Raw genomic sequence first — 23,160 nt, 5'->3', positions numbered from 1 at the left:
AGAAAAGAGGACTGAATGGCGAGTAACAACGTAGCCCAATTTGCCACCGAACTGAAGATGCCTGCAGACCTGCTGCTGACGCAGCTGCGTTCCGCGGGCGTCGAGAAGAGCTCGGCGTCAGATCCATTGTCGAAAGATGATAAGGACAAGCTGCTCGAACACCTGCGCCGTACCCACGGCGCCGCTGGTCAACAGGAAAAGAAGAAGATCACGGTGACCCGCAAGGAAACCAACGAGATCAAGCAGGCCGATGCTTCCGGCAAGACCCGCACGATCCAGGTCGAAGTGCGCAAGAAGCGCACCTTCGTGCAGCGCGACGACCTGCCCGCGACCACCACCCCGGCACCTGCCGCGCCCGTGGTCGACGAGGCCGAGAACGCCCGCCGCGAAGAAGAGATCCGCAACCAGGCCGAGCTGATCGCCCGCCAGGAAGCGGAACTGCGCGAGAAGCAGGAGCGCCTGGCGCGCCTGGACGCCGAGAAGGAAGCGCAAGCCAAAGCCACCGCGGCCGCCGAGGCGGAAGCGAAGCGTCACGCCGATGCGGAAGCGGCGAAGGCCGCCGCCGACAAGGCAGCGGCCGACAAGGCCGGTGCCCGCGACGCGCAGAAGCAGGCCGACACGGAAGCGGCGGACAAGAAGCGCGCTGCCGATGCCGAGGAAGCCAAGAAGAAGGCCGAAGCGGCAACGAAGGAAGCGGCCGAACGCGCCGAAGCGACCGAAAAGGCCCGCAAGGCCGTCGCCGACGAAGTGGCCCAGATCAAGGCCATGATGGCGCAGCCGCGCCGCGTGATCAAGGCGCCGGAACCGGCCCCCGCACCGGTCAAGCCGGCCGCACCTGCCGGCACGCTGCACAAGCCTGCCGACAAGAAGCCGGGCACCACCACGGCCACGACGGACAAGAAGGATGACAAGAAGCCGGGCGATCGCAAGTCGATCAAGTCGGCCAATGTGTCGTCGACCTGGTCCGACGATGCCAAGAAGCGTGGCGCGCCGGGTGGCGGCAAGGGCCGTCCGGGTCCGAGCGCACCGACCAGCCGCGATGGCTGGCGTGCCGGTGGCGGCCGTGGCGGCCGTGGCCGCAACTCGCACCACGACGACCGCGAAACCAACTTCCAGGCACCGACGGAAGCCATCGTGCGCGAAGTGCACGTGCCGGAAACGATCACCGTCGCCGAACTGGCGCACAAGATGGCCGTCAAGGCCTCCGAGGTGATCAAGCAGCTGATGAAGCTGGGCCAGATGTGCACGATCAACCAGGTGCTGGACCAGGAAACGGCGATGATCCTCGTCGAGGAAATGGGCCACAAGGCCTTTGCCGCCGCCGAGGACGATCCGGAAGCGCTGCTGGCCGACCAGGGCGAACAGACCCACTACGAAGCGACGGCGCGTGCGCCGGTCGTGACGGTGATGGGCCACGTCGACCACGGCAAGACGTCGCTGCTGGACTACATCCGTCGCGCCAAGGTCGCGTCGGGCGAAGCCGGCGGCATCACGCAGCACATCGGCGCTTACCACGTCGACACGCCGCGCGGCATGATCACGTTCCTGGATACCCCGGGTCACGAGGCCTTCACGGCCATGCGTGCCCGCGGTGCCAAGGCGACCGACATCGTCATCCTGGTGGTGGCGGCGGACGACGGCGTGATGCCGCAGACGAAGGAAGCGATCGCCCACGCGAAAGCGGCCGGCGTGCCGCTGGTGGTGGCGATCAACAAGATCGACAAACCGGGCGGCAACCTGGAGCGCGTGACGCAGGAACTGATCACCGAAGGCGTGGTGCCGGAAGAATACGGCGGCGAAGCGCCGTTCGTGCCGGTGTCCGCGAAAACGGGCCAGGGCATCGACACGCTGCTGGAAAACGTGCTGCTGCAGGCCGAAGTGCTGGAACTGAAAGCACCGGTCGCAGCTCCAGCCCGTGGCCTGGTCGTCGAAGCCCGCCTGGACAAGGGCCGCGGCCCGGTTGCCACGATCCTGGTGCAGTCCGGTACGCTCAAGCGTGGCGACGTGGTGCTGGCCGGTTCGTCGTTCGGCCGCGTTCGTGCCATGCTGGACGAGAACGGCAAGGCGGTGGCCGAAGCCGGTCCGTCGATCCCGGTCGAGATCCAGGGCCTGACCGAAGTGCCGGCCGCCGGTGAAGAAGTCATGGTCATGGCGGACGAGCGCAAGGCGCGCGAGATCGGCCTGTTCCGTCAGGGTAAATTCCGCGACGTGAAGCTGGCCAAGCAGCAGGCCGCGAAGCTGGAAAACCTGTTCGACTCGATGGGCGAAGGCGAAGTGAAGAACGTGCCGCTGATCGTCAAGACGGACGTGCAGGGTTCGCAGGAAGCGCTGGTCGGCTCGCTGCAGAAGCTGTCGACCTCGGAAGTGCGGGTGCAGATCGTGCACGCGGCCGTGGGCGGCATCACGGAGTCGGACGTCAACCTGGCGACCGCGTCGAAGGCAGTCATCATCGGCTTCAACGCCCGTGCCGACGCCCAGGCGCGCAAGCTGGCCGAAGCGAACGGCGTGGACATCCGCTACTACAACATCATCTACGACGCGATCGAAGAGGTGAAGGCAGCCATGTCGGGCATGCTGGCGCCGGAGAAGCGCGAGCACATCACGGGCCAGGTGGAAATCCGCCAGGTCATCCTGGTGTCGAAGGTCGGTGCGATTGCCGGTTGCCTGGTCACCGATGGTGTGGTCAAGCGTGCTTCGTCGGTCCGTCTGCTGCGCAACAACATCGTTGTGTGGACCGGCGAGATCGATTCGCTCAAGCGCTTCAAGGACGACGCGAAGGAAGTGCGCGCCGGTCTGGAGTGCGGCCTGTCGCTGAAGAACTACAACGAGATCCAGGTGGGTGATACGCTGGAAGTGTTCGAGATCCAGGAAGTGGCGCGTACGCTGTAATCGTTGGACGCGGTATCCATGGCGGGTGCCGCCCCTTCCGCGCTGTTGGCGTGGAGGCGGGCGCCACCCGCCATTTTTTATGTGGCGCGCCCGCCGGCGTCTTTCGTCCGGCGGCACCGCCATATTTTCATTGGTAGGACATCATGGCAAAACACAGTAAATCGATTCCCGCGCGCGGCCTGCGCGTGGCGGACCAGATCCAGAAAGACCTCTCCGAGCTGATCGCCTTCGAAGTGAAGGACCCGCGCGTGGGCATGCTGACCTTGGCCGAAGTGCAGCTGACGCCGGACTACGCGCACGCCAAGGTCTACTTCACGATGCTCAAGGACGACCCGGAGACGGTGAAGAACACGCTGGCCGGCCTGCAGGCCGCCGCCGGCTACCTGCGCAACCAGCTGGGCAAGCGCCTGCACATCCACACGCTGCCGCAGCTGCACTTCGTGCACGACATGTCCGCCTCGCGCGGCATCGCGATGTCGGCGCTGATCGACAAGGCCAACGCCACGCGCGCGGCCGATTTCGACGCGCAGCAGAACGGCGGCAGCGAAGACGACGACGCGGCAAAAAAATGACGCAGGAAGCATCGCAAGGCGCACCGCAGCGTGTGAAGCGGGTGCGCGACCTGGTCGATGGCGTGCTGTTGCTGGACAAGCCCGTGGGCCTGTCGTCGAACGATGCGCTGATCAAGGCGAAGCGCGTGCTGAACGCGAAGAAGGCGGGCCACACCGGCACGCTGGACCCGTTCGCCACCGGCCTGCTGCCACTGTGCTTCGGCGAGGCGACCAAGTTCTCGCAGGACCTGCTGGAGGCGGACAAGACCTACGTCACCACCGTGCACCTGGGCGTGCGCACCGATACGGGGGACACGGAAGGGCAGGTGGTACCGCCCGATCCCGCACTCGCTCGTGACGTCGCCGAGATCACCGTCGAACAGATCGAAGCGGTGCTCGCGCAGTTCCGCGGCCCCATCGCGCAGGTGCCGCCGATGTACTCGGCGCTCAAGCGCGACGGCAAGCCGCTGTACGAGTACGCGCGCGCCGGCATCACGCTGGAGCGCGAGGCGCGCAATATTGTCATCCATCGATTGGAACTGGTGTCGTACGAGGCGCCGTTCCTGAAGCTGGAAGTCACGTGCAGCAAGGGCACGTATATCCGCGTGCTGGGTGAAGACATTGGCGCCGCGCTGGGTTGCGGCGCGCACCTGAATGCCTTGCGCCGCACTGGCGTCGGCGCGCTGCAGGCCTCCGGCATGATCACGCTGGAAGACCTGACCGCGCATGCGGCGCCGTTGTCGCTGCTCGCACCGGTCGATGCGCTGCTGTCGACATTCCCTGCCGTCGAATTGACGCCCGAACTGGCGAAGCGCTTCCTGCAGGGCCAGCGGCTCCCGCTGGGCAAGGAGCCCGCCGTCGCAACGCCCACCGCCTACGAAGGCCGCGTACGCGTCTATGCGGACGGGCGATTGCTCGGCACTGGCCTGCTGGGCGAGTGGGCGATCCTCAAGCCCGAGCGGCTGATCGCTGCTGCGCAGTAGTCTTCCCAACTTCGTGCTACGTGTCTTATTGCCTGTGTCCTGGTGCCAGTCACCGGGACATGCGCTCGACATTTTCTTCCAGACTTGCTTGACCACCCTGCGATCAGGCTTTTCAGCCGCGTCCACTCTTCGGCACTGTGCTGATCAACGTCGCGCCACAACTGGTCTTGTGGCCATCGAACGCGACCGGCACGCCATCGATCGTCACCTTCGGATCACCTTCGATAATGACGCACACAGTGTGACCCTGGATGGGGCATACGCAGCGGTCGCCTTTGCGGGCGACTGCCACACCCATCACCTTGGTCTTCGGCGCTGCTGCCACGACCCTGCCGCCATGGCTGGTGGGATCGTTCAGTCGGATGATGCCGCGCATGGTGGTCTCCCGTTGATCACTTTGAATAGCCCTGCATGTGACGCTCCGCATCGTGACGGATACCCCACCACATCAGGTGAGCGTCCCGTTCGCTACGTGCGCGGAACCAGGGTTCCTCATGATTGATGGGGCGGACTTTCTCGGGTGGCATGACAATGACCGAGGTAGGCTGGGTTCGATCCGTCGTGCCAGCAACCAATACGTTCTTGCCGATGTGATTGGCATAGGCAATGCCTAACGCGACGTTGGTGAGTGCAGTGCCGGCGCCCATGTCGCCTAGAAGCGCAGACGTGTTGAAGGATTGCCTGGCATAGTCGATTTCTCCAACTTCCATGGTGAGTGTCTGCGCGAGGTCGCCGATACGGTTGGAAGAGTCGGGGTGCATATTGTGCGCATCGTGGATGACGTAACCGATCTCCACAGGCTTTATGTTCGCATTACGTGCTGCATCGTGAATAGTCGCCTGCCATGCCTGAATCGACTTCGGCGGCAGGCCCGGCTTCGATTCAAAGTCTTCTGCCTTGCGGCTCGCGGGATAACCAATCCAGGCCAGGGGCGCACGTTCGGTTTTGTAGTCACGGCCAGCCAGCACGAGGAGCACCATGTTCTCATTGATCTGCTTGTCCTTGGGTCGGCTTGGGGCATCCCAGTTCATTGCCCAAACAGTTTCATTTGGATGAGCCTGCAAATAATCCAGGGCGGCTGCAAGCGAAGTGAATCCTGCATTTGCGGCGCCGACGGTCACCCTTACTTCCGGCGGAGTGCTGCGCGACCAGGTCGTTGGCATATAAATGTTTCCAATGTTGAATGCGTTTGTTATTGTGTTTCGTAGATAGACTTGTGCTATTTCCGGTTTCAACCTTCCATCAGGGATCGAGTATTCCACGCGAATCCCGGCAAGCTCTCGCCAACTTTTTTTATCCGTTAGGGAGTGCGCGTTGTAAAAATAGGTAGAGCTGGAAAAGTAAACGTCGTGCATCTTGTAAAAAAGTTCGTCTATATATTTTTCGTGATAGCCCTCGAATGTTTCTGTGCCATTATTTCCAACGGCTATTGAGCCAATACTCTGGATTTTTGTGAATCGTTCCGGATTCGAACGAACCTTGTCGTCATTCTTATTTGGCGTTGCAAGCCCTAGTGCCCAAAGCAACTGCCATTCGGTCGAGTAATCTCTTCGTTGTAGCGGATTCAACCATTGCAGTCCCACAACCTGAGCGAGAAAAGGCTTCGATATAAGAGTCGAATTTGGCTGGGTCGAAGCCGAGGTCGAATTGATGGTCGAAGCTTGGGCCAATACTGGCGACGACCAACATGACGCAATTACGGCATATAGATGAAATTTTTTAAAGGATTTCATGATTTTTCCTATTGACGCAATTTAACTGGTTGGGTCTAAAATAAATTTTGAAGATTGGCATCATATGATTGGACTTGGCAAAGCGAATTCAGTAATTATTGTCGCGGGATGATGGGAAGTTTTGGCGCAAGTCTGATATTTTTTCAGGAATATTAGCTTCGGAAAAATTATTTATCCAGTTTTTTGTTGGCACATTTTTAAGTAGGCCAGTATTGAAATATTCAAGAAATTCCTTGCCGCTATCTTCCTTATTCAAACCTTTAAGCAAGCGCCAATCTGCGGTAATCCTAATTTTATTTATAATTAATGGACTGATATGACATACTCCCACAGCCACGTCATAAGCCAATGCCTTCTCGGCATGTTCCGGATTGGTCATGGTCGTCGAGTGATCCGTAGCGTTCGTGTCCACCGTATCGGCCAGATACTTCTTGATGTTCTTTTCTCGCCAGGCCTTGTACTGCGCGTTCGCCTGTTCCGGCTTGTCTTCGTGAATGACCTTCGCGCCTTTTTCGACACGGCCTTCACGTCGTGCCTGCATACGCAACCGGGCGTGATCTTCGTAGCGCATCTGCGCCTCGGTATCTCGGTTCCCCAGACCCGCGTCGGTCGGCGCACGCTCAGGATCGCCCTTGCCATCGCCAATAGGACGATCGCCGGCATATGGATCGTCCGGTTCGCGCACACGGGCCATGTCGCGATCCTGGCCACGTGCATCGCAGTAGGCATCGAATTGCGCGGTCGTCCGGCCAAAACGAAAACCCCGAGGTAAGAATGGTTCTGGTAGGTCAGGCGCCTCTAGAGGGATATACCAGTTCTTGTGTGGTAGTTCATTGATTCTCGTTCTGGCAATCCACGTCGCAACGATAAATATCGGCGCCATTCCGACAGTCAGGATCACGCCCGCCCGCTTGCTCGCCTCAATGCCTTTGGACAGCGAGTACTTCGCAATCGGCGAAGCCGGGGTCCAGAAATCCCAGCTGCCTGGCTTCGGTTTCTTATAGTGATGCAGCCAGTAGTGATAGCTTTTCTTCGGTACTTGAGGCCTTTCATCCGGTTCCTTCCCCACAAAAATCCCTTGAGCGAACACACGCTGGCAGAAGACACCTGTTCCACCGGTATCCGCAATTTCCTGAGCACTCATTCCCTGCCAGCCAATTCCCCTAACGGCGGTCGACGAAATGACCTGGTCATGCGGATTGCAGTAAAGCGTCACCCGGCCACAGGTTTGCGATGGTGTGCCTAAGCCGTACTTCGCACGGTCAGTCACTGCATCGAACTGATGCTTCGTGTTGGCCATCCACCGGTTGATCTCGCTGGTTTCCTGCGGTGGCGATGCAGGCTCGCGGATGATGTCGAAGAAAGCCTTGAGTGTTTCGATCCTTGCCTTGCGAGTCTGCCGTCCGGTGCGGCCTTTCTGGTCGGACATATGCATCTGTGTCCAGTTTTCAGTCATGTTGTCTTCGACCAGGCTGTATGGCGGGTTGCAGAGGACATAAGTGTTCGCGACAGGGCGGCCCGGCATTCGATCGCCAAGAAAAGCCGCCGCCATGCCGACCATATTGCCCTGGCTGTGGCAAACCATGGTAATAGGTACATCGGCCTGTTCCTTGCGGATCGATTCCACCAGCTTCGCAAGCCTCAGCGCCGCAACGATGTAGTACGCGCGATGCGGGCAGGAGAATACCTGTCGACTGTTGTCGGGGTTTAGGTGCTGTACTTGCAGCCAGAGAAAAAGATTGGACGACAGTCCTTCATTCCACAGATCGGGCAGCGATGTACACCCATTAGCGAAAGGACCGCCACCCCAGTAGTCTTCCTCATTCAGATAAATCGAGTCGCCGAAGTTCTGAAGTTCTTCTGCATTTGCCTTGTAGCCCCACCGAAACCGAATGACGGGAGAGAAATGTTCGGCTGCCTGGAGAAATGTGTCCGGCTCCCGGTCCGTATTGATAAAGCCGTCGTCCGTTAATTCAGCCGTGTACTTCGCCGGCGTAAGCTGCCCGGCCGTCGGCGTTGGAAATTCCATGTGTTCCGGACGACGCTTGAGCCGGTTATTCAGGCCTTGGCACAATCCTTCTTCGGCCTGTTCGTACCACTCGCCATCCGAATTCACGCCATGGACGAAGATGATGATGCCAGGCAGTGGCAGCTGCATGATCACGTCAAGATAGGAGTCTTTCAGAAGTGTGACGCCTTTTGCATCGCAGATCGCGGCCTGGTTCGAGACCTCGAATTCGGCCATCTTGGGTGTGGTCGTTCTATGGGTGGTGCCGTGCTTGTTCATCTCGGGCCTCCTGGAACCGGTTCAGATGTCTTTGGGATCGAAGAAGGCGCGCAGTTGTTGCACCGTATCGGAGGTAATCTTTTCGCCCTCCCCGGCACTGTTCGTGGTGACGGTGCGCCGTTGGCCATCGACCTCCACATTGATCTTCACGCCCTCGACCGGCTCGCCATCGCTGCCGCGTAGCACTCGCGGGGTGCGCACGAACTCGCCGTCGGTGAACTTCGGCAGATCCGCCGACTTGCTCGCCGCCCCATTCCAGTTATGCCCGTCCGTCTTGACCGTCAACGCGCCCGGCCCGCCAATCTCCGGCGCGCCGCCCTTCAGCGCGATGTAAGCCCCGCCCGTGTTCACGAACACCAGCTCCTCGGCCTGGATGATCACGCGGCCCTTGGCGCTGATCTTCACGTCCTTGCCGGAGTCGATCTGCGTCGTGTCGAACTGGCTCTGCATCAGCAGGGGACCGTGATGGGCAATGGCGCGCAGCCCGTTAGCGTGCGAGAACAGCGAGATGCCTTTGCCGGCATTTACGTTCATGCGCTGACCCGCCGTCAGCTGCAGGTGCTGTTGCGCTACCGTGTCGATGTTGGTGGCGGCGTAGGTCACCACCGCCTTCGATGTCGCGAAGCTGATGCCATCCGGGGCGGTGACGCCGATGGCGGCGGCACCGGATTTGTCCCAGTTCTTGATGCCCGATTTCAGGCCATCCTGCGCGGCAGCATCCACGGCGAGACCTTCATGGGACGCGGCATATTCGCCAAGAGAGCGGAACAGTTCGACACATTCCTCCATCAGCGCCAGGTAGTCGCTGCGGTCGAGCTGCCTGCCGCCACTGCCGAGGCGCTGCCAGGCGGACAGCAGCATGCCTTTGCCAGCGCGTAGCGCGAGCTGCTGGTCGGTCGTCAGTTCGGCGCCTTCGCCGCGCGCGGTGCCGGTGCCTTTCGTGCGGGGCTGCGTCAGCCAGCCCAGGTTCAGCTCCGAGCGCCCGTGATCGCTGGACAGCTGCGCGTTGATCTGGCCCGGCGTGTCGTCCAGGCGCAGCTGGTTGACGCGGGTACCTTTGACTTCGCGGCTCTGCATGCCGGAGAGGTAGCGATTGCCAGGCAGGCCATCGGTGCCGAAATGTGGCGGTCGGCCCGACGTGTTGTACAGCTGGCCGATGACGACCGGCTTGTCCGGATCGCCACCCAGGAAGGCGATCAGCACCTCGGTGCCGGCACGCGGCAAGGTCAGCGCACCGAAGTGCGAACCGGAGCCGGAGATGGGCCCGGCCCAGTTGGTGGCTACCCGCACCCATGCTGAATCGGCATCGGCGCCGGATGCGCCGGCGCCTTCCGCGTGCGCATGGTCTTTTTCACGCATGCCACTGAAACGCACCTTGATGCGGCCAAGTTCGTCGCAGTGCACCGTCTCGCCGGTGGGACCAACGACAATGGCACTTTGCATCGCTGCATGCGGCCGGTCGTTCTGTAAATCGGGCGCTGGCACGAAGCGCGTGTCGCGCCGCACGCACGTCATGCGCAGGAAAAAGCGCATTTCGCCCGCATCGAACCAGTTGCGCGCCGCCACGGGCAGCGCTGGATCGGTCTCCCAGCGGTTGCGGGCAAACAGGCGCTCGACCCTTGCGTCATAAGCCTTCGGCAGGTTGTTCTGCGCTACGATGTGCTGCGAGACGATCACGAAGTCGCGCTCGCCATCCCCGTGCTGGTCCATGTCAGGATGGCCGTCGAGCGTGAAGTATTCGCCTGCCGCGCACGAACGCACGCCGCCTTCGGCGACATAACACTTGGCCTCGAAGTCCGAGCGTGCCATGGCCTGCCGCGCCAGCACGGTCAGGTCTTCGTGATCGTCGCGCACATGCGGCGCCTCGATCAGGTAGCGCTCCAGTTCGGCGGCAAGCCTGGTGCCGCGCGTGCCTTGATCGGCCTCGCTGGCGGCGCTCGCCGTCATGAAGCCGGTGCCGCGTGGATTGGCATGGTCCCAGCTGAAGTACGAGAAGCGCCCCGGCTGCAGTGTGCGTACGCCGCACCAGGCAGTGATGGTGTCCCGTTCCTCGGTGGCGGCATTGCGGTGGAAGCGCACCACGCCGGCCGGGCTTTGCTTCAGGCGGCGCGCATCGTCGAACAGCACCATCGTATGCACAGGCGGGCAGGGTGCTTCGCTATCGGTCTCGGCGGCGCTGGCCCGTCCCGGGCGGAAGAACCAGCCGATGCCGCGCCGCCGCAGTAGCCGGCGGATGAAGGCGCCGGTACGCTCGTTGTACTGGATGATCTGGCTGCGCGTCGGATCGCGCCGCATGCCCAGCGCCGTGTTGACCTCGAATTCGAAGGACGCCGCCAGTGCCGGATTGTGGCGGCGCGCTTCCGCCAGCAGCAGCTGAACGATCTCGAGTTCGGTCTTGCCGAGGAACACCCGGGTATTCACGGCCAGGTCGAGTACCGCCAGCGCATCGCGCAATACCAGCTGATACGTGGCGAGACCGCCGTCGCTTTCGCCCTGGCTGGCCTCTGTAACGATGCCGCACAGGCTGCGCAGGTCGCCCGCATCCGTCACCAGCTGCACCTGCGCGGCCACGCCGATCAGTTCCTTCAGCGGCAGGCCGGCATCGAGCGACAGGCAGTAGACGCGCAGTTCGATGCCATCGCAGATGGCTTCCGTGCCGCTCACACGTTGCGGCAGCAGGATATCGTCGGAGGGGCCGTCCGCCAGTGCAAGCACGAGCCGGATGGGGCGATGGCGCGCCGTCAGGAGCTGCGCGATCAGGTCGGTATCACCGGGTTCGTCATAGTCCAATGCTGTCTCCTGGTTCGATGAGGTAACGGGTATCGGCGTTGTCAGCGCATTGCGGGCCGGCCACGAGAAAGGTGCCCTGTCCCAGCTTCGCGGTGCCGTCGAGGAAGATGGGCCGCATTTGGTCCGCGCGCAGAATGAGCCGTACTTCGAAGCACTGCGCGGGTACGTTGAACAGCGCCAGCATCGCGCGCAGCGCTCGGCCGCCGGGCGCCGCCTTCAGGAAGTGATCGAAGTCGCGCCGGTCCAGGGGGCCGAGCCAGAGACGCACGCGCAGGGCGCGGTATGTCGTGCCCAACATGCAGTCAACACCGAGCGTGCAGTTGGAGATACCCAGACGCGACTGTTCTTTCGGCCGCAACGTCTCCCAGTAGCCAGTGAACGGTTCGACCCGCACCGGCACGCGGAAATGGTCGTTCAGGATGGCAGCCATCAGCGCTGCCGGAACGGTACGTTGCCGTATCAGCGCGGCGTAGTGCGCAGCCACCTGTGGTGCAATCGCGGCATCGGTGTTTTGCGTTCGACCTGCTATGGCCAGCTGCAACGCCATGAAGCCATCGCGGCCATCTGCGCTGTGCCGGTACTCGACCCGGCATTTTTCCCAGGCGCGGTAGAACAGCAGCACGGAACGCTGCGAGAAGCAGTCGACAAAGGCGCGGCCCGCTTCGTTCCTGTCACCGTGAACCTGTGCTGCAACGGCTTCCGTGTAGCAGTAAGGCAGCACACCCTTGACGCCGAGGAAGCCGATGAAGGCGGGCGTCATGTAGACCCGGTCACCTTCGACCGTCAGCGTTTCGATCTGGTTGCGCGGGAAGGCCAGCGAGATGCTGTTCCGGAAGCGCAGGGCGCTGTCCAGCGTATGACCGGCACCTTGCGCAGCCAGCCACCTGCCGATCAGGTGCACGGCCTGGAAGAAGTCGTGCCGCTGCGGCTGCTCCAGCAAGCGCCGGATCAGGCCAGCGGGATGTCGCCATGCCGGGGTTGGCATCGCATGAGCTCCTTGCCGTCCGCGAGCGACACGATGGTCAGCCGCGTAAAGGTGTTGAGGTGGGCGCACAGGCCGAAGAAATGGTCGAGTACCTGGGCAAACAGATGCAGGCTGGCGCCGGTGAAGGCCTGCTCGTCGAGCGTCACGCGAATGTCGGTCCCGAAGACGGGCGTCGTGTGCCAGTCATCGCGCAGCCAGGTGCGCGCGCGGCGCAGATCCAGCGCGGCGACGCCGCGGATCTGCCGCTGCGTGATGGCGCTCTGGCGAAGGTCGTGCAGCGCCAGCGCCTCGCGCAGTCCCTCGACGCCTTGCTGGCCCAGCGCCGCCTGGCTGAACGACAGCAGCGAGATGAGGCGCCAATGATGCTCCGCGTTGAAACGATACTGGGGCGTGGGCCGCTGCAGGAAACGCAGCGTCCAGCCCTGGGTACCCTGTTCCAGTTGCAGGTCGCCCTCCGGTGCACCGTGGCGCAGCCGGGCCGGGATGTCGCGGTTGGTGCAGGTGAGGTCGATCGACACGCTGGCATTGTTCTCGGCCAGCGGATCGAGTTGCCCGTCCACCAGCGCGATGCGCAGCTCGTGGCCAGGATGCGTTACAGCGCGGATGGCATCGCGGCGCAGCAGCCAGTAGCGGCCCTTTCCTTGTTGTTCGCCATGATGGGCAGCGTAATAGGGGCGATATTCGACCGGCGCCCTGTCGCGTGGTGCGGCGCTGATGGCGCTGACCCGGTCCACGCTGTACACGTCATAGGCACCGGCGCTGGCGGCATCGGGCAACAGTTCGTAGTCCGGTGTCGCGTGTGTCATCTCGATGGGCGACGCGCTGCGCCGGAACAGGTTCACGACGGGCGTGCAATGGGTCAGCAGGTTCGCTTTCGAAACGCCGGCCAGCAAGCGTGCGGCTGGCGAGTCGGACGGCACTTTCAGGCCCAGGTGCAGCGTAACGCAGTGGCTGCCGGCCGGTGCGGGGCGCAGCAGCGGCGCCAGCATCAGGTCGAGGAAATTGAAACGGTCAGGGCATGCAAAATATTCGGCGAGCAGGCGGAATGCGGGATGCGCGGCCGGCGGCCATGGCAGCACTGCTTCTTCTGCCGAGAAGCCGGCCGGCGCCAGCGGCACGGCATCCAGCGCGCGCCACCGGCCATCGGGCAGCTCTACCCAGGCGGCTTGTGCCTGCAGGAAGAGTACATCTCGCACCAGCGCGCAGAGCGACGATTCGCCGGCAATCAGCAATCGCAATGCTGGAACGTCCAGAGCGCGCAGATCGAAGCCTGCCGGGCCTTCGATCCTGATGCTGAGCGAACTGGCGACATCCGCCGGCCTCGCGAGGTATGGCGGCAGGTCTGCGATGGCATGAAACGTCGCGCGTGACAGGACCAGCGGCGTGATGAACACGTCCTGCACGGTGCGAAATTTGCAGGCCATGCCCTCCTGCGAGCTCGCGCTCAGCACCGTCCCGCGCTGCACCCTGGTGACCGCCGTAACGGCGCCGGTATCGATATGGATATTGGCGGTAGCAGGAAAGGGCCGCAGGTAGTGCGGGTAATTGACGTTCAACAGGGCTTCGGTCAGCTTGCCGTCGCTGTCGTCCAGCAGCCGTGCCACGCGCGCGTTGGATAGCGCCGTGGCCTGGATCAGGCGCTCCACGTGGGGATCGTCGCCGGCGCCGTCTGCCATCCCAAGATGCATCGCCTGGGCCGGATAGTCGGCCGCGAATTCCTGTGCATAGCCATGCAGGAGGCCCAGTTCGCGTTCGTAGTATTCGCGCAGCTTCTTCATTGCAGCGCTCAGCGGATCGAGTAGTGCAGGGTGGAGGGCTGCAGGACGACGTCGAAGCGCAATGGCGTGCTGCTCGCCAGTGCAGTCAGCCGCCCGGTGATCACGAAGCTCACGTGGTTGACGACGCCCGGTTCGTGCACCAGCTGCGCGCGCACCTGCTTCAGGCGGGGCTCATGGCGGGCGATGGCCGCTTCCAGGCGGTCGCACAGTTCCTTGCGATCCGCGCTGCTGGACAGACTCAGTTCGGCAAAGTCGGCCAGTCCGAAACTGGCGATCGATCTGCGGCAATGGGGCTGGCCTGCCAGCGCAGCATCCGGCACGGCGCTGCGCGTGTTGAGGAGGTTTTCGAGATCGCGCGTGATGGCACGGCGGTACTGTTGGAGGGAGAGCGTCGCAATGGCGCTGTCGGACGCCGGAGACATCAAGCGGTCCCAGACACTGCTGGTAAATGTGATATGGCCGGATTCCCGCATGGTTCCCCCCGTTCGAAGCGAGCTTGGGGATTCTCCGGTGTCCGGCCGGAGGGGGTGTTGCGCTACCGCAATTGAGACGGCTGCCTAGCCGAAGACGTTCACGCCACCAGCGCCGCCATCAGCTTGCCCGGATCGGCCGGCTTGACGAAGTGGTGGTCGAAGCCGGCATCGTGCGAGGCTTCCACATCGTTCGGCTGGCCATAGCCGGTCAGCGCGATGAGCCGTGACGATGCCGTGTCCGGCGCGGCGCGCAGGCGGCGGGCCAGTTCGTAGCCGTCCATGCCGGGCAGGCCGATGTCGAGGATGAACGCGTCGCGGGTGCCCAGCTGCGGGTGGCGCAGCGCGCTTTCCGCATCGTCCGCAGTGACGACTTCGTGGCCCTCGGCGCGCAGCAGCGCGGCCAGCAGATGGGCCGCATCCACGTTGTCGTCGACGACCATCAGCCGCAGCGCGCGCCGGGCCGGCGGCGGCGCATCGGGCCCCTGCGTGGCCGGTACGGCGGCGCCGGCGGCCAGCGACAGCGGCAGGCATATGGTGAAGGTGCTGCCGGTGCCCGGCCCTTCGCTGTCCACCGTCACGCTGCCGCCATGCAGCGCGGTGATGCTTTTCACGAGCGTCAGGCCGAGGCCCAGTCCGCCCTGGGCACGGTCCGGATTGCGTTCGCCCTGGATGAACAGGTCGAAGATGTGCGGCAGCAGGGCGGGCGCGATGCCGTTGCCGTTGTCGCGCACCGTGATGCGGGCCTGGCCGTCGGCCACCGCCAGCTCCAGCGCGATGCGGCCGCCGGGGGAGGTGTACTTGGCCGCGTTGTTCAGCACATTGGCAATCACCTGCACGAGGCGGGTGCGGTCGCCGCGTACGGGGGCGGCTGCCGTGGAGCGACGCAGATCGAGCCGGTGGTGGCGCGCCTCGATCAGGGGCAGCGCCTGTTCGATGGCGCTGCTCACCACACCCTTCAGGTCCAGCTCCGCCATGTCCAGCTGCACCAGGCCGCGCGTCACGCGAGACACGTCCAGCAGGTCGTCCACCAGGTGCGCCATGTGCTTCACCTGCCGCACGATGATGTCGCTGGCGGCCTGGCGCGTGCGCTCGTCGGCGCGGCCCGCCTTCAGCAGCTGGGCGGCCGTGCTGATCGGCGCCAGCGGGTTGCGCAGTTCATGCGCCAGCATCGCCAGGAACTCGTCCTTGCGCGCGGCCGCGTCGCGCAGCTCGTCCTCGGCCAGCTTCTGGGAATGGATGTCCGTGCAGGTGCCCATCCAGCGCACGATGTCGCCGGCCGCGTTCCGGATCGGCAGGGCGCGGCCCAGCGTCCAGCGGTATTCGCCGGAGCGGTGCCGCAGGCGGTACTGGATCTCGTAGACCTCGCCGGTGGCCAGGCTGTGGCGCCAGGCCTGCCAGGCCGGCTCGCGATCGTCGGGGTGGAACATGGCGTTCCAGCCGGCGCCGTCGGTCGTGCCAGGCTCCATGCCGGTGTACTCGTACCACTGGGCGTTGTAGTAGTCGTGGAAGCCGTCCGGCTGGGTCGACCACACCATTTGCGGCATCGCATTGGTGATCGTGCGGAACTTGCCTTCGCTGGCCACCAGCGCTTCCATCGTGCGCGCCCGTTCGCTGGCCGTGCGGGTGCGCTCGGCGAACTCCTTCATGAGCGCCACGTCTTCCACCGCCCATTGCCGCGGCACCGTGTCGTTGACGACCAGGACGCTCTTCAGCTGCCCCTGTTCGATCACGGAGATGTTGACGAAGGCCTGCGTGCGGTACGCGCGGAAGCGCCCGGTAAAGGACGCGGTGCGCGGGTCCTGGTCCACGTCGGCGATCACCACGTCCTGGCCGCGCCGCATGTCGTCGACGAAGCCGCCGAACTCGCGCAGCTGCACGGTGCCTTCCAGCGAGGGCATGCCGGGCGCGCACCAGTCGCGGCCCACGTACAGCGTGTCGGTGGCCGGATTGTAGCGGCCATAGCCCACCCGGCTGGCGCCCAGCGTTTCGCCGAGGATGGCGGCGGCCGTGTACGCGATGTCGGCCGGCGAACGCAGGTCGCGCAGCGCGTCCGTCAGCCGCACCAGCGCGTCGCGACGGGTGTCGTTCAGCACCCGGTCCGTCACGTCCACGCCCTCGATGAACACGCCTTCCACGCCCCCCGATTCGCCGCGCACCGGCTTGAACGCGAAGTCGATGTAACGGCCTGCGACGGGACCGCCCGGCACGGCCTGTACCGGATAGAGGGTGCTGTTCGCCGTCAGCGCCACGCCGCTGCGGTACACCTCGTCCAGCATCAGCGCGAAGTTGCCGTCGGCGGAGCCGTCGAAGCCTTCCGTGACGGGATGGCCGACCAGGTCGCGGTGGCCCGTCAGCCGGAGGAAGCCTTCGTCCATCAGCTCCACGCGATGCTGGGGGCCGGCCAGCACGGCCATGAAGGTGGGCGCCTGCCGCGGCCGGGCCTGGCCGCGCATGCGCAGCTGCTGGGTGCGCAGCGCATACGTCACGTCGTCCACCTGGTGGATGATGCAGCTCACCGCACCGGCGTCGTCCAGCACCGGCGTGTTAACCGGCCGCCAGTACTTTTCCTCGAAGATGCCGGCATTGGGCACGTCGTAGCGCTGCAGCGGCATCGTGTCCGGTGCCTTCGAGGCCAGCACGCGTTCCAGCGAGGCGCGCAGATTGGCCACGCCGTCCGCGCCCGGGTCCGCGGGGTTGTCCGGGAAGGCATCGAACACGGAACGGCCGACCACCCGCGCCCGCGTGCTGCCGGTGGCGCGCAGGAAGGCATCGCTCGCTTCCAGGATCTCCAGCGCCGGCGACAGCAGCACGCACGGTGCCGGCAGCGCGCGAAAGATCGCGCTGGACATGGCTGGGCCTGCCGGTCCGGGAACGGCAGGGGAAGCACCATGGACAGCAGCGGTTGCAGCGAGAAGGTGGGCAGGTCGGTCGCTCATCGGGTTCCGGGGGAAGGCATGGTCCCAGCATGGGGCTTTCGCTCCGGCCGGTCCGTTCCCTGGACCACACAACGACAGTTTCAGGCGGCATGCCACCGTGCTATACTAGTGGGTTCAGTGCATCCGCACCTGCCGGGGCGCCTGCTGAGCAGACACTGTTTAACCTGATTCACGTTCCAACCGCATCACGAATAATAAGTTTCAAGCAACCAGCTTCGGCGTCCCACAGTTTTACTGCAAACACAACGACCATGTCTAATACTAAACGCGCAATTCGCAACATCGCCATCATCGCCCACGTCGACCATGGCAAAACGACCCTCGTGGACCAGCTGCTGCGCCAGTCGGGCACCTTCCGTGAAAACCAGCAGGTCGATACCCGCGTCATGGACTCGAACGACCTCGAAAAGGAACGCGGCATCACGATCCTGTCGAAGAACTGCGCCGTTGAGTACGAAGGCACCCACATCAACATCGTCGACACCCCGGGCCACGCCGACTTCGGCGGCGAAGTGGAGCGCGTGCTGTCGATGGTCGACTCCGTGCTGCTGCTGATCGATGCGCAGGAAGGCCCGATGCCGCAGACCCGCTTCGTCACGCGCAAGGCGCTGGCGCTGGGCCTGAAGCCGATCGTCGTCGTCAACAAGATCGACCGCCCGGGCGCGCGCGCCGACTGGGCCATCAACCAGACGTTCGAACTGTTCGACAAGCTGGGCGCCAACGACGAGCAGCTGGACTTCCCGATCGTCTACGCCTCGGGCCTGAACGGTTACGCCGGCCTGACGGAAGACGTGCGCGGCGGCGACATGAAGCCGCTGTTCGAAGCCATCCTGAAGTACGTGCCGGTGCGTGACGACAATCCGGACGGCCCGCTGCAGATGCAGGTCACCTCGCTGGACTACTCCTCGTACGTGGGCAAGATCGGCATCGGCCGCATCTCCCGCGGCCGCATCAAGGCCGGCCAGGACGTCATCGTCGTCGATGGTCCGGGCGCTACCCCGATCAAGGGCCGCATCAACCAGGTGCTGAACTTCAAGGGCCTGGAGCGCGTGCTGGTCGACGAAGCCGTCGCCGGCGACATCGTGCTGATCAACGGTATCGAGGAAATCGGCATCGGCTCGACCATCTGCGCACCGGATACCCCGGACGCACTGGAAATGCTGACCGTCGACGAGCCGACGCTGACGATGAACTTCATGGTCAACAACTCGCCACTGGCCGGCCGCGAAGGCAAGTTCGTCACGTCGCGCCAGCTGCGCGACCGCCTGGACAAGGAACTGAAGGCCAACGTGGCACTGCGCGTGGCACCGACCGACGACGACACGATCTTCGAAGTGTCCGGCCGCGGCGAGCTGCACCTGACGATCCTGATCGAGAACATGCGCCGCGAAGGTTTCGAGCTGGCCGTGTCCCGTCCGCGCGTGGTCTTCAAGATGGTCGATGGCGTGCGCCACGAGCCGTTCGAAAACCTGTCCGTCGACGTGGAAGAAGCCAACCAGGGCGGCGTGATGGAAGAGCTGGGCCGCCGCCGTGGCGACCTGCAGAACATGGAATCGGACGGCAAGGGCCGCGTGCGCCTCGAGTACCGCATTCCGGCCCGCGGCCTGATCGGCTTCCAGGGCGAGTTCATGACGCTGACGCGCGGCACCGGCCTGATGAGCCACGTGTTCGACGCCTATGGCCCGGTCGACAACTCGCGCGGCGAGATGGCCGGCCGCCGCAACGGCGTGCTGATCTCGCAGGACGACGGCGCCGCCGTCGCCTACGCGATCTGGAAACTGCAGGACCGCGGCCGCATGTTCGTGTCGCACAACGATCCGGTGTACGAAGGCATGATCATCGGCATCCACTCGCGCGACAACGACCTGGTCGTCAACCCGATCAAGGGCAAGCAGCTGACCAACGTGCGTTCGTCCGGTACCGACGAAGCGGTGCGCCTGGTGCCGCCGATCCAGATGTCGCTGGAATACGCCGTCGAGTTCATCGAGGACGACGAACTGGTGGAGATCACGCCGAAGTCGATCCGCCTGCGCAAGCGCTTCCTGAAAGAGCACGAGCGCAAGAAGGCATCGCGCGACGCGTAAGCGTTACGCCGTCAACGAAACCCGCCGCCTGAAAAGCCGGCGGGTTTTTTTTGCCGACTGCCGGCACGGGCGCTCGCTGCCAGTCTTGGGGGGCATGAGGCGAAAAAGAGACGCGTGGAAACATATGGATACAATTTAAGCAATTAACTGCGCAAAAATTTACGCAACGTGATCAATCGCGTGAGCGAATGACTGATCTAATCACTTTCCTGATTGTTTAGTGAGTGCATGGCATTGCAAAGGTTTCTCTAACATAAAATCCCCCGAGCAGGTTCCAAAACAGAAGGCTCACAAGGGCCACATCGGAGGAGTTATAGTGACCAAGCACGTGAATCACGGGCAGGCGGTTGGACGCCTGAACCGCAGGACCATTTTCGCCATCGCCGCCTCGATGCTCGCCGCCCACGCCGCCATGGCGCAGGAAGCCACCGCAGTGCGCACCCAGTCGAGCGACAACACCGCCGGCATGTCGCAGTCCGCCCCCGCCAACGACCCCGCGCAAGGCACTGCCGGCGCACCGGCCGCACCATCCGCACAGACCGCCGCATCGTCGGCACCGGCTGCATCGTCCGTACCGGCCGCCGCGCCTTCCGCCGATCCTTCGCAGGGCAGCGTCGTCGTCGTGACGGGCACCCGCAAGTCGGTCGCCTCCGCGATCGACCGCAAGATCCGCAACGCCACCGTGTCCGATTCGATCATCGCCGAGGACATCAACCAGTTCCCGGACAAGAACGTGGGCGAGGCGCTGTCGCGCATCACCGGCGTGCAGCTGACCCGTTCGTTCGGCGAAGGCTCGCAGGTATCGATCCGCGGCGTGGAGCCGGACCTGAACCGCGTCGAGATCAACGGCATGTCCGTGCTGTCCACCGGCGGCACCGCCGGCCGCGGCGCCGAGCTGCGCGAGCTGGCCTCCGAACTGATCCAGTCGATCGACGTGTACAAGGGCGTCACCGCCGACATGACCGAAGGCGGCGTGGGCGGCACCGTGAGCGTGAAGACCCGCAAGCCGCTGGACTTCAAGAAACCGACCATTGCCACCACCGTCTCCGGCGAGCAGTCCTCCAGCCGCGGCGGCGTGCAGCCGCGCGGCAGCCTGCTGCTGGCCGACAAATTCTTCAACAACAAGCTGGGCCTGATGGGCAACTTCGTCTACGACAAGGTGCTCACCCAGCAGGACTACGCGCGCAACACGTCGTGGCGCTTCCTGCGCGACTGGGATGCCTCGCCCGAGAAGACCGTGGTAAGCAAGGACCCGGCGCTGGCCGCGATCGGCTCGCAGGCCGGCTGCGATGCGCTGTCCGGCACCGCCAAGACCAACTGCCTGAGCCAGTGGTACGACTACTCCCCCGGCATCTCCCGCTACGGCATGTGGACGCGCGATCACAAGCGCTCGTCCGCCGAGATCACCGCGCAGTACGAGTTCTCGAAGCAGTTCAATGCCTACGTTTCGTACCAGGACAACAAGCAGGACCAGCGCCTGAACGACCGCAACTTCGGTACCGACTTCGGCAACGTCAACCGGCTGTTCAGCGCCGGCAAGGCGCCCGTCTACAACGCCAACGGCACGGTCGGCACGGCCGGCACCTGCACGGCGATCCCGACCACCGGTACGCCGGCCGGCATGACGGTGCAGAACCACTACGTGACCGAATACACGGTGGGCAACTGCCTGAACGTGGCGGGCCAGGGCGGCCAGGGCGCGTTCTCGACCTCGGCACGCGACTATGAACTCGACATCCGTTCGCGCTACCTGTCCAGCGGCTTCAGCTTCAAGCGCGACCGCCTGGAAGTGGAAGGCCTGATCGGCACGTCGTCGTCCGACTACTTCAGCGACAGCAACAACGTGGTGCTGACACAGAACGCGCCGGGCCTGAAGGTCACGCTCGACGCGCAGGGCCTGCCGCACTTCACGTTCCCGGCCGGTTATTCGCCGGATGACGCCAGCTCGTACACGCAGGCACAGCTGCAGTACCGTCCGAGCGAAACGCGCAACACGGAAGACCAGGCCAAGATCGATGCCAAGTACCGGCTCGACGGCTTCTTCTCCAAGCTGTGGGTCGGCGCGCAGGCGCGCAAGTCGGCCGGCCGCCAGTACAACGGCGGCGGCTACCTGAACAGCAACGACCCGAGCACGACGGCCGACGACGTGAGCATCATCAGCGCCAACGTCAACCAGACGCTGGTCTACGATCCGCTCAATACGTCGGGCGTCATCCGCAATCCGGACACGCAATCGTTCCTGAACAACAGCTACGCCACCAAGTACGCGACCGCGGCGCAGATGCAGGCGCTGGTCAGCTCGATCATCGGCCGCACGCCGGGCACGTTCTTCAACGGCTACGACAAGGTCAGCGGCCTGCCGACCGGCTGGACGACGCCGAACTACGCGGCCGCGGCACCGAGCTTCGACACGTCGCACTTCAACCATGGCTACCTGACCAGCGCGCCGGGCAGCGACGGCAACACGTATGCGCAGATCCCGGCCTACAAGTCCGAGGAAAACGTGCGTTCCGCGTACACCCGCCTGGACTTCGATTCGGAACTGTACGGCTACAGCTTCAGCGGTAACATCGGTGCGCGTTACACGAACACCCGCAGCCGTGCCACCGGTGCATCGTCGAGCCGTATCCGCGTCCAGAACAGCGCGAACAGCACGGCCTACACGGACTACGTGATCTCGAACAGCATCGCCACGGTCGACAACGAGTACCACGACCTGCTGCCAAGCGCCAACCTGATGGCCTGGGCCATTCCGGACACGCTGCTGGTGCGCCTGGGCTGGGGCAAGGTGATGTCGCGTCCACGGATCGACCTGCTGAACCCGAACATCAACTGTATCGCCAACAGCGGTAGCCCGACGGTGGGCGGCGATGGCACGGCCGACGATTGCACGGCCGGCAATCCGAACCTGAAGCCGTTCCGCGCGACGAACACCGATCTGTCGATCGAGTACTACCCGAGCGCGGACACGCAGGTCAGCGCGGCGTTCTTCCAGAAAAAGATCTCCAGCTACATCCTGGAGAAGAACCTGCAGAAGGATGTCGACGTGTACGGCGACGGCCGCCTGTGGGACGTAACGGGTGCGGTCAACGGCGAAGGCGCGACCACCAAGGGTATCGAGCTGACGGCGCGTACCGCGTTCACCTTCCTGCCGGGCTGGCTGGGCGGCTTCGGCGTGGACACCAACTACACGCGCATGAACTACAAATATGCGCCGGGTACCGAACGCCTGAACACCCTCGATGGTACCGTGCTGCCGTATCCTGGCCTGTCGAAGAACAGCTACAACGCGGCGCTGTGGTATGACCGTGGCCCGATCAATGCACGCGTGGCCTACAACCACCGCGATGCGTACTACACGGGCTCCAACGACGTGTCGGGCAACCCGAACTTCTCCGAGAAGACCGGCTACCTCGATGCTAAACTGCAGTACCGTTTCAACGACAACTTCACGCTGTCGTTCGAGGGCAAGAACCTGACGGACCAGGCCGAGATCACCAATGCGGGCGATTCGTTCCGTGTCAATGAGCTGGCATTCCCGGGCCGCCGTTACTACATCAGCCTGTCGTACAAGAACTGAGCGTAATGAAACCGAGCGCATGAACTGAGCGCATTGAACTGAGCGCATGAAACTGCGCGCATCAAACTGAGGTTTAACCGCAATGCACATG

Annotated in this window: 13 protein-coding genes; 5 read left to right on the top strand and 8 right to left on the bottom strand. The window is 63.7% G+C overall.

Features of this window, described 5'->3' with window-relative positions; all coding sequences use genetic code 11:
• Nucleotides 1-15 precede the first annotated feature (15 nt).
• The 3 genes from infB (at nucleotide 16) to truB (ending at nucleotide 4,423) form a co-directional block, all read left to right on the top strand.
• On the top strand, nucleotides 16-2,889 hold the full coding sequence (infB, locus tag IP91_RS14485; RefSeq protein ID WP_145649759.1) for a translation initiation factor IF-2: 2,874 nt from the start codon (nucleotides 16-18) through the stop codon (nucleotides 2,887-2,889).
• 143 nt (nucleotides 2,890-3,032) lie between these two features.
• A complete protein-coding gene (gene rbfA / locus IP91_RS14480) occupies nucleotides 3,033-3,461 on the top strand; it encodes a 30S ribosome-binding factor RbfA (RefSeq protein WP_145649758.1) in 429 nt (142 codons plus the stop codon).
• A complete protein-coding gene (gene truB / locus IP91_RS14475; protein ID WP_145649757.1) occupies nucleotides 3,458-4,423 on the top strand; it encodes a tRNA pseudouridine(55) synthase TruB in 966 nt (321 codons plus the stop codon). The genes rbfA and truB overlap by 4 nt, the downstream gene beginning before the upstream one ends.
• Before the next feature lie 112 nt (nucleotides 4,424-4,535).
• Here truB and IP91_RS14470 read toward each other — a convergent pair whose 3' ends face one another.
• From IP91_RS14470 to IP91_RS14435, 8 genes are all read right to left on the bottom strand, one after another.
• Nucleotides 4,536-4,799, bottom strand: a complete 264-nt coding sequence (locus IP91_RS14470; protein WP_145649756.1) for a PAAR domain-containing protein — start codon at nucleotides 4,797-4,799, stop codon at nucleotides 4,536-4,538.
• A 16-nt stretch (nucleotides 4,800-4,815) separates the two neighbouring features.
• Nucleotides 4,816-6,156 carry a hypothetical protein gene (locus IP91_RS14465; protein ID WP_229474420.1) on the bottom strand — a complete coding sequence of 447 codons (1,341 nt, stop codon included), beginning with the start codon at nucleotides 6,154-6,156 and terminating at the stop codon, nucleotides 4,816-4,818.
• A gap of 88 nt (nucleotides 6,157-6,244) precedes the next feature.
• Nucleotides 6,245-8,443: a T6SS effector phospholipase Tle3 domain-containing protein gene (locus tag IP91_RS14460; protein WP_145649755.1), complete on the bottom strand. Its 2,199-nt coding sequence runs from the start codon at nucleotides 8,441-8,443 to the stop codon at nucleotides 6,245-6,247.
• 21 nt (nucleotides 8,444-8,464) lie between these two features.
• The gene (locus IP91_RS14455; protein WP_229474418.1) at nucleotides 8,465-11,233 is read right to left on the bottom strand and encodes a type VI secretion system Vgr family protein; all 2,769 of its coding nucleotides are present in this window, start codon (nucleotides 11,231-11,233) and stop codon (nucleotides 8,465-8,467) included.
• Nucleotides 11,223-12,218 carry a type VI secretion system baseplate subunit TssG gene (gene tssG, locus IP91_RS14450; RefSeq protein WP_145649754.1) on the bottom strand — a complete coding sequence of 332 codons (996 nt, stop codon included), beginning with the start codon at nucleotides 12,216-12,218 and terminating at the stop codon, nucleotides 11,223-11,225. Before tssG ends, IP91_RS14455 begins: the two co-directional genes overlap by 11 nt.
• Nucleotides 12,182-13,996, bottom strand: coding sequence for a type VI secretion system baseplate subunit TssF (gene tssF, locus IP91_RS14445; protein ID WP_145649753.1), 1,815 nt, complete (start codon nucleotides 13,994-13,996; stop codon nucleotides 12,182-12,184). Before tssF ends, tssG begins: the two co-directional genes overlap by 37 nt.
• Before the next feature lie 8 nt (nucleotides 13,997-14,004).
• Nucleotides 14,005-14,469: a type VI secretion system baseplate subunit TssE gene (tssE, locus tag IP91_RS14440; RefSeq protein ID WP_145649752.1), complete on the bottom strand. Its 465-nt coding sequence runs from the start codon at nucleotides 14,467-14,469 to the stop codon at nucleotides 14,005-14,007.
• A gap of 98 nt (nucleotides 14,470-14,567) precedes the next feature.
• Complete coding sequence (locus IP91_RS14435) at nucleotides 14,568-17,318, bottom strand: ATP-binding protein (RefSeq protein WP_158643147.1); 2,751 nt, start codon at nucleotides 17,316-17,318, stop codon at nucleotides 14,568-14,570.
• 338 nt (nucleotides 17,319-17,656) lie between these two features.
• On the opposite strand from IP91_RS14435, the gene typA reads away from it, so the two are divergent.
• Both typA and IP91_RS14425 read left to right on the top strand, forming a co-directional pair.
• Nucleotides 17,657-19,489, top strand: a complete 1,833-nt coding sequence (typA, locus tag IP91_RS14430) for a translational GTPase TypA (RefSeq protein WP_145649750.1) — start codon at nucleotides 17,657-17,659, stop codon at nucleotides 19,487-19,489.
• A gap of 316 nt (nucleotides 19,490-19,805) precedes the next feature.
• Nucleotides 19,806-23,069 carry a TonB-dependent receptor gene (locus tag IP91_RS14425; RefSeq protein WP_229474414.1) on the top strand — a complete coding sequence of 1,088 codons (3,264 nt, stop codon included), beginning with the start codon at nucleotides 19,806-19,808 and terminating at the stop codon, nucleotides 23,067-23,069.
• Nucleotides 23,070-23,160: the final 91 nt, after the last annotated feature.

This window comes from Pseudoduganella lurida (genome assembly GCF_007830455.1).
GTDB classification, from domain to species: domain Bacteria; phylum Pseudomonadota; class Gammaproteobacteria; order Burkholderiales; family Burkholderiaceae_D; genus Rugamonas; species Rugamonas lurida.
The sequence above is the reverse complement of the archived record's forward strand: the minus strand, read 5'-3'. Positions and strand labels throughout refer to the sequence as shown.

Excerpts from the sequence above, each read along its gene's own strand:
- infB (WP_145649759.1), top strand. The coding sequence starts at position 16 with ATGGCGAGTAACAACGTAGCCCAATTTGCCACCGAACTGAAGATGCCT.
- rbfA (WP_145649758.1), top strand. The coding sequence starts at position 3,033 with ATGGCAAAACACAGTAAATCGATTCCCGCGCGCGGCCTGCGCGTGGCG.
- truB (WP_145649757.1), top strand. The coding sequence starts at position 3,458 with ATGACGCAGGAAGCATCGCAAGGCGCACCGCAGCGTGTGAAGCGGGTG.
- IP91_RS14470 (WP_145649756.1), bottom strand. The coding sequence starts at position 4,799 with ATGCGCGGCATCATCCGACTGAACGATCCCACCAGCCATGGCGGCAGG.
- IP91_RS14465 (WP_229474420.1), bottom strand. The coding sequence starts at position 6,156 with ATGAAATCCTTTAAAAAATTTCATCTATATGCCGTAATTGCGTCATGT.
- IP91_RS14460 (WP_145649755.1), bottom strand. The coding sequence starts at position 8,443 with ATGAACAAGCACGGCACCACCCATAGAACGACCACACCCAAGATGGCC.
- tssG (WP_145649754.1), bottom strand. The coding sequence starts at position 12,218 with ATGCCAACCCCGGCATGGCGACATCCCGCTGGCCTGATCCGGCGCTTG.
- tssF (WP_145649753.1), bottom strand. The coding sequence starts at position 13,996 with ATGAAGAAGCTGCGCGAATACTACGAACGCGAACTGGGCCTCCTGCAT.
- tssE (WP_145649752.1), bottom strand. The coding sequence starts at position 14,469 with ATGCGGGAATCCGGCCATATCACATTTACCAGCAGTGTCTGGGACCGC.
- IP91_RS14435 (WP_158643147.1), bottom strand. The coding sequence starts at position 17,318 with ATGTCCAGCGCGATCTTTCGCGCGCTGCCGGCACCGTGCGTGCTGCTG.
- typA (WP_145649750.1), top strand. The coding sequence starts at position 17,657 with ATGTCTAATACTAAACGCGCAATTCGCAACATCGCCATCATCGCCCAC.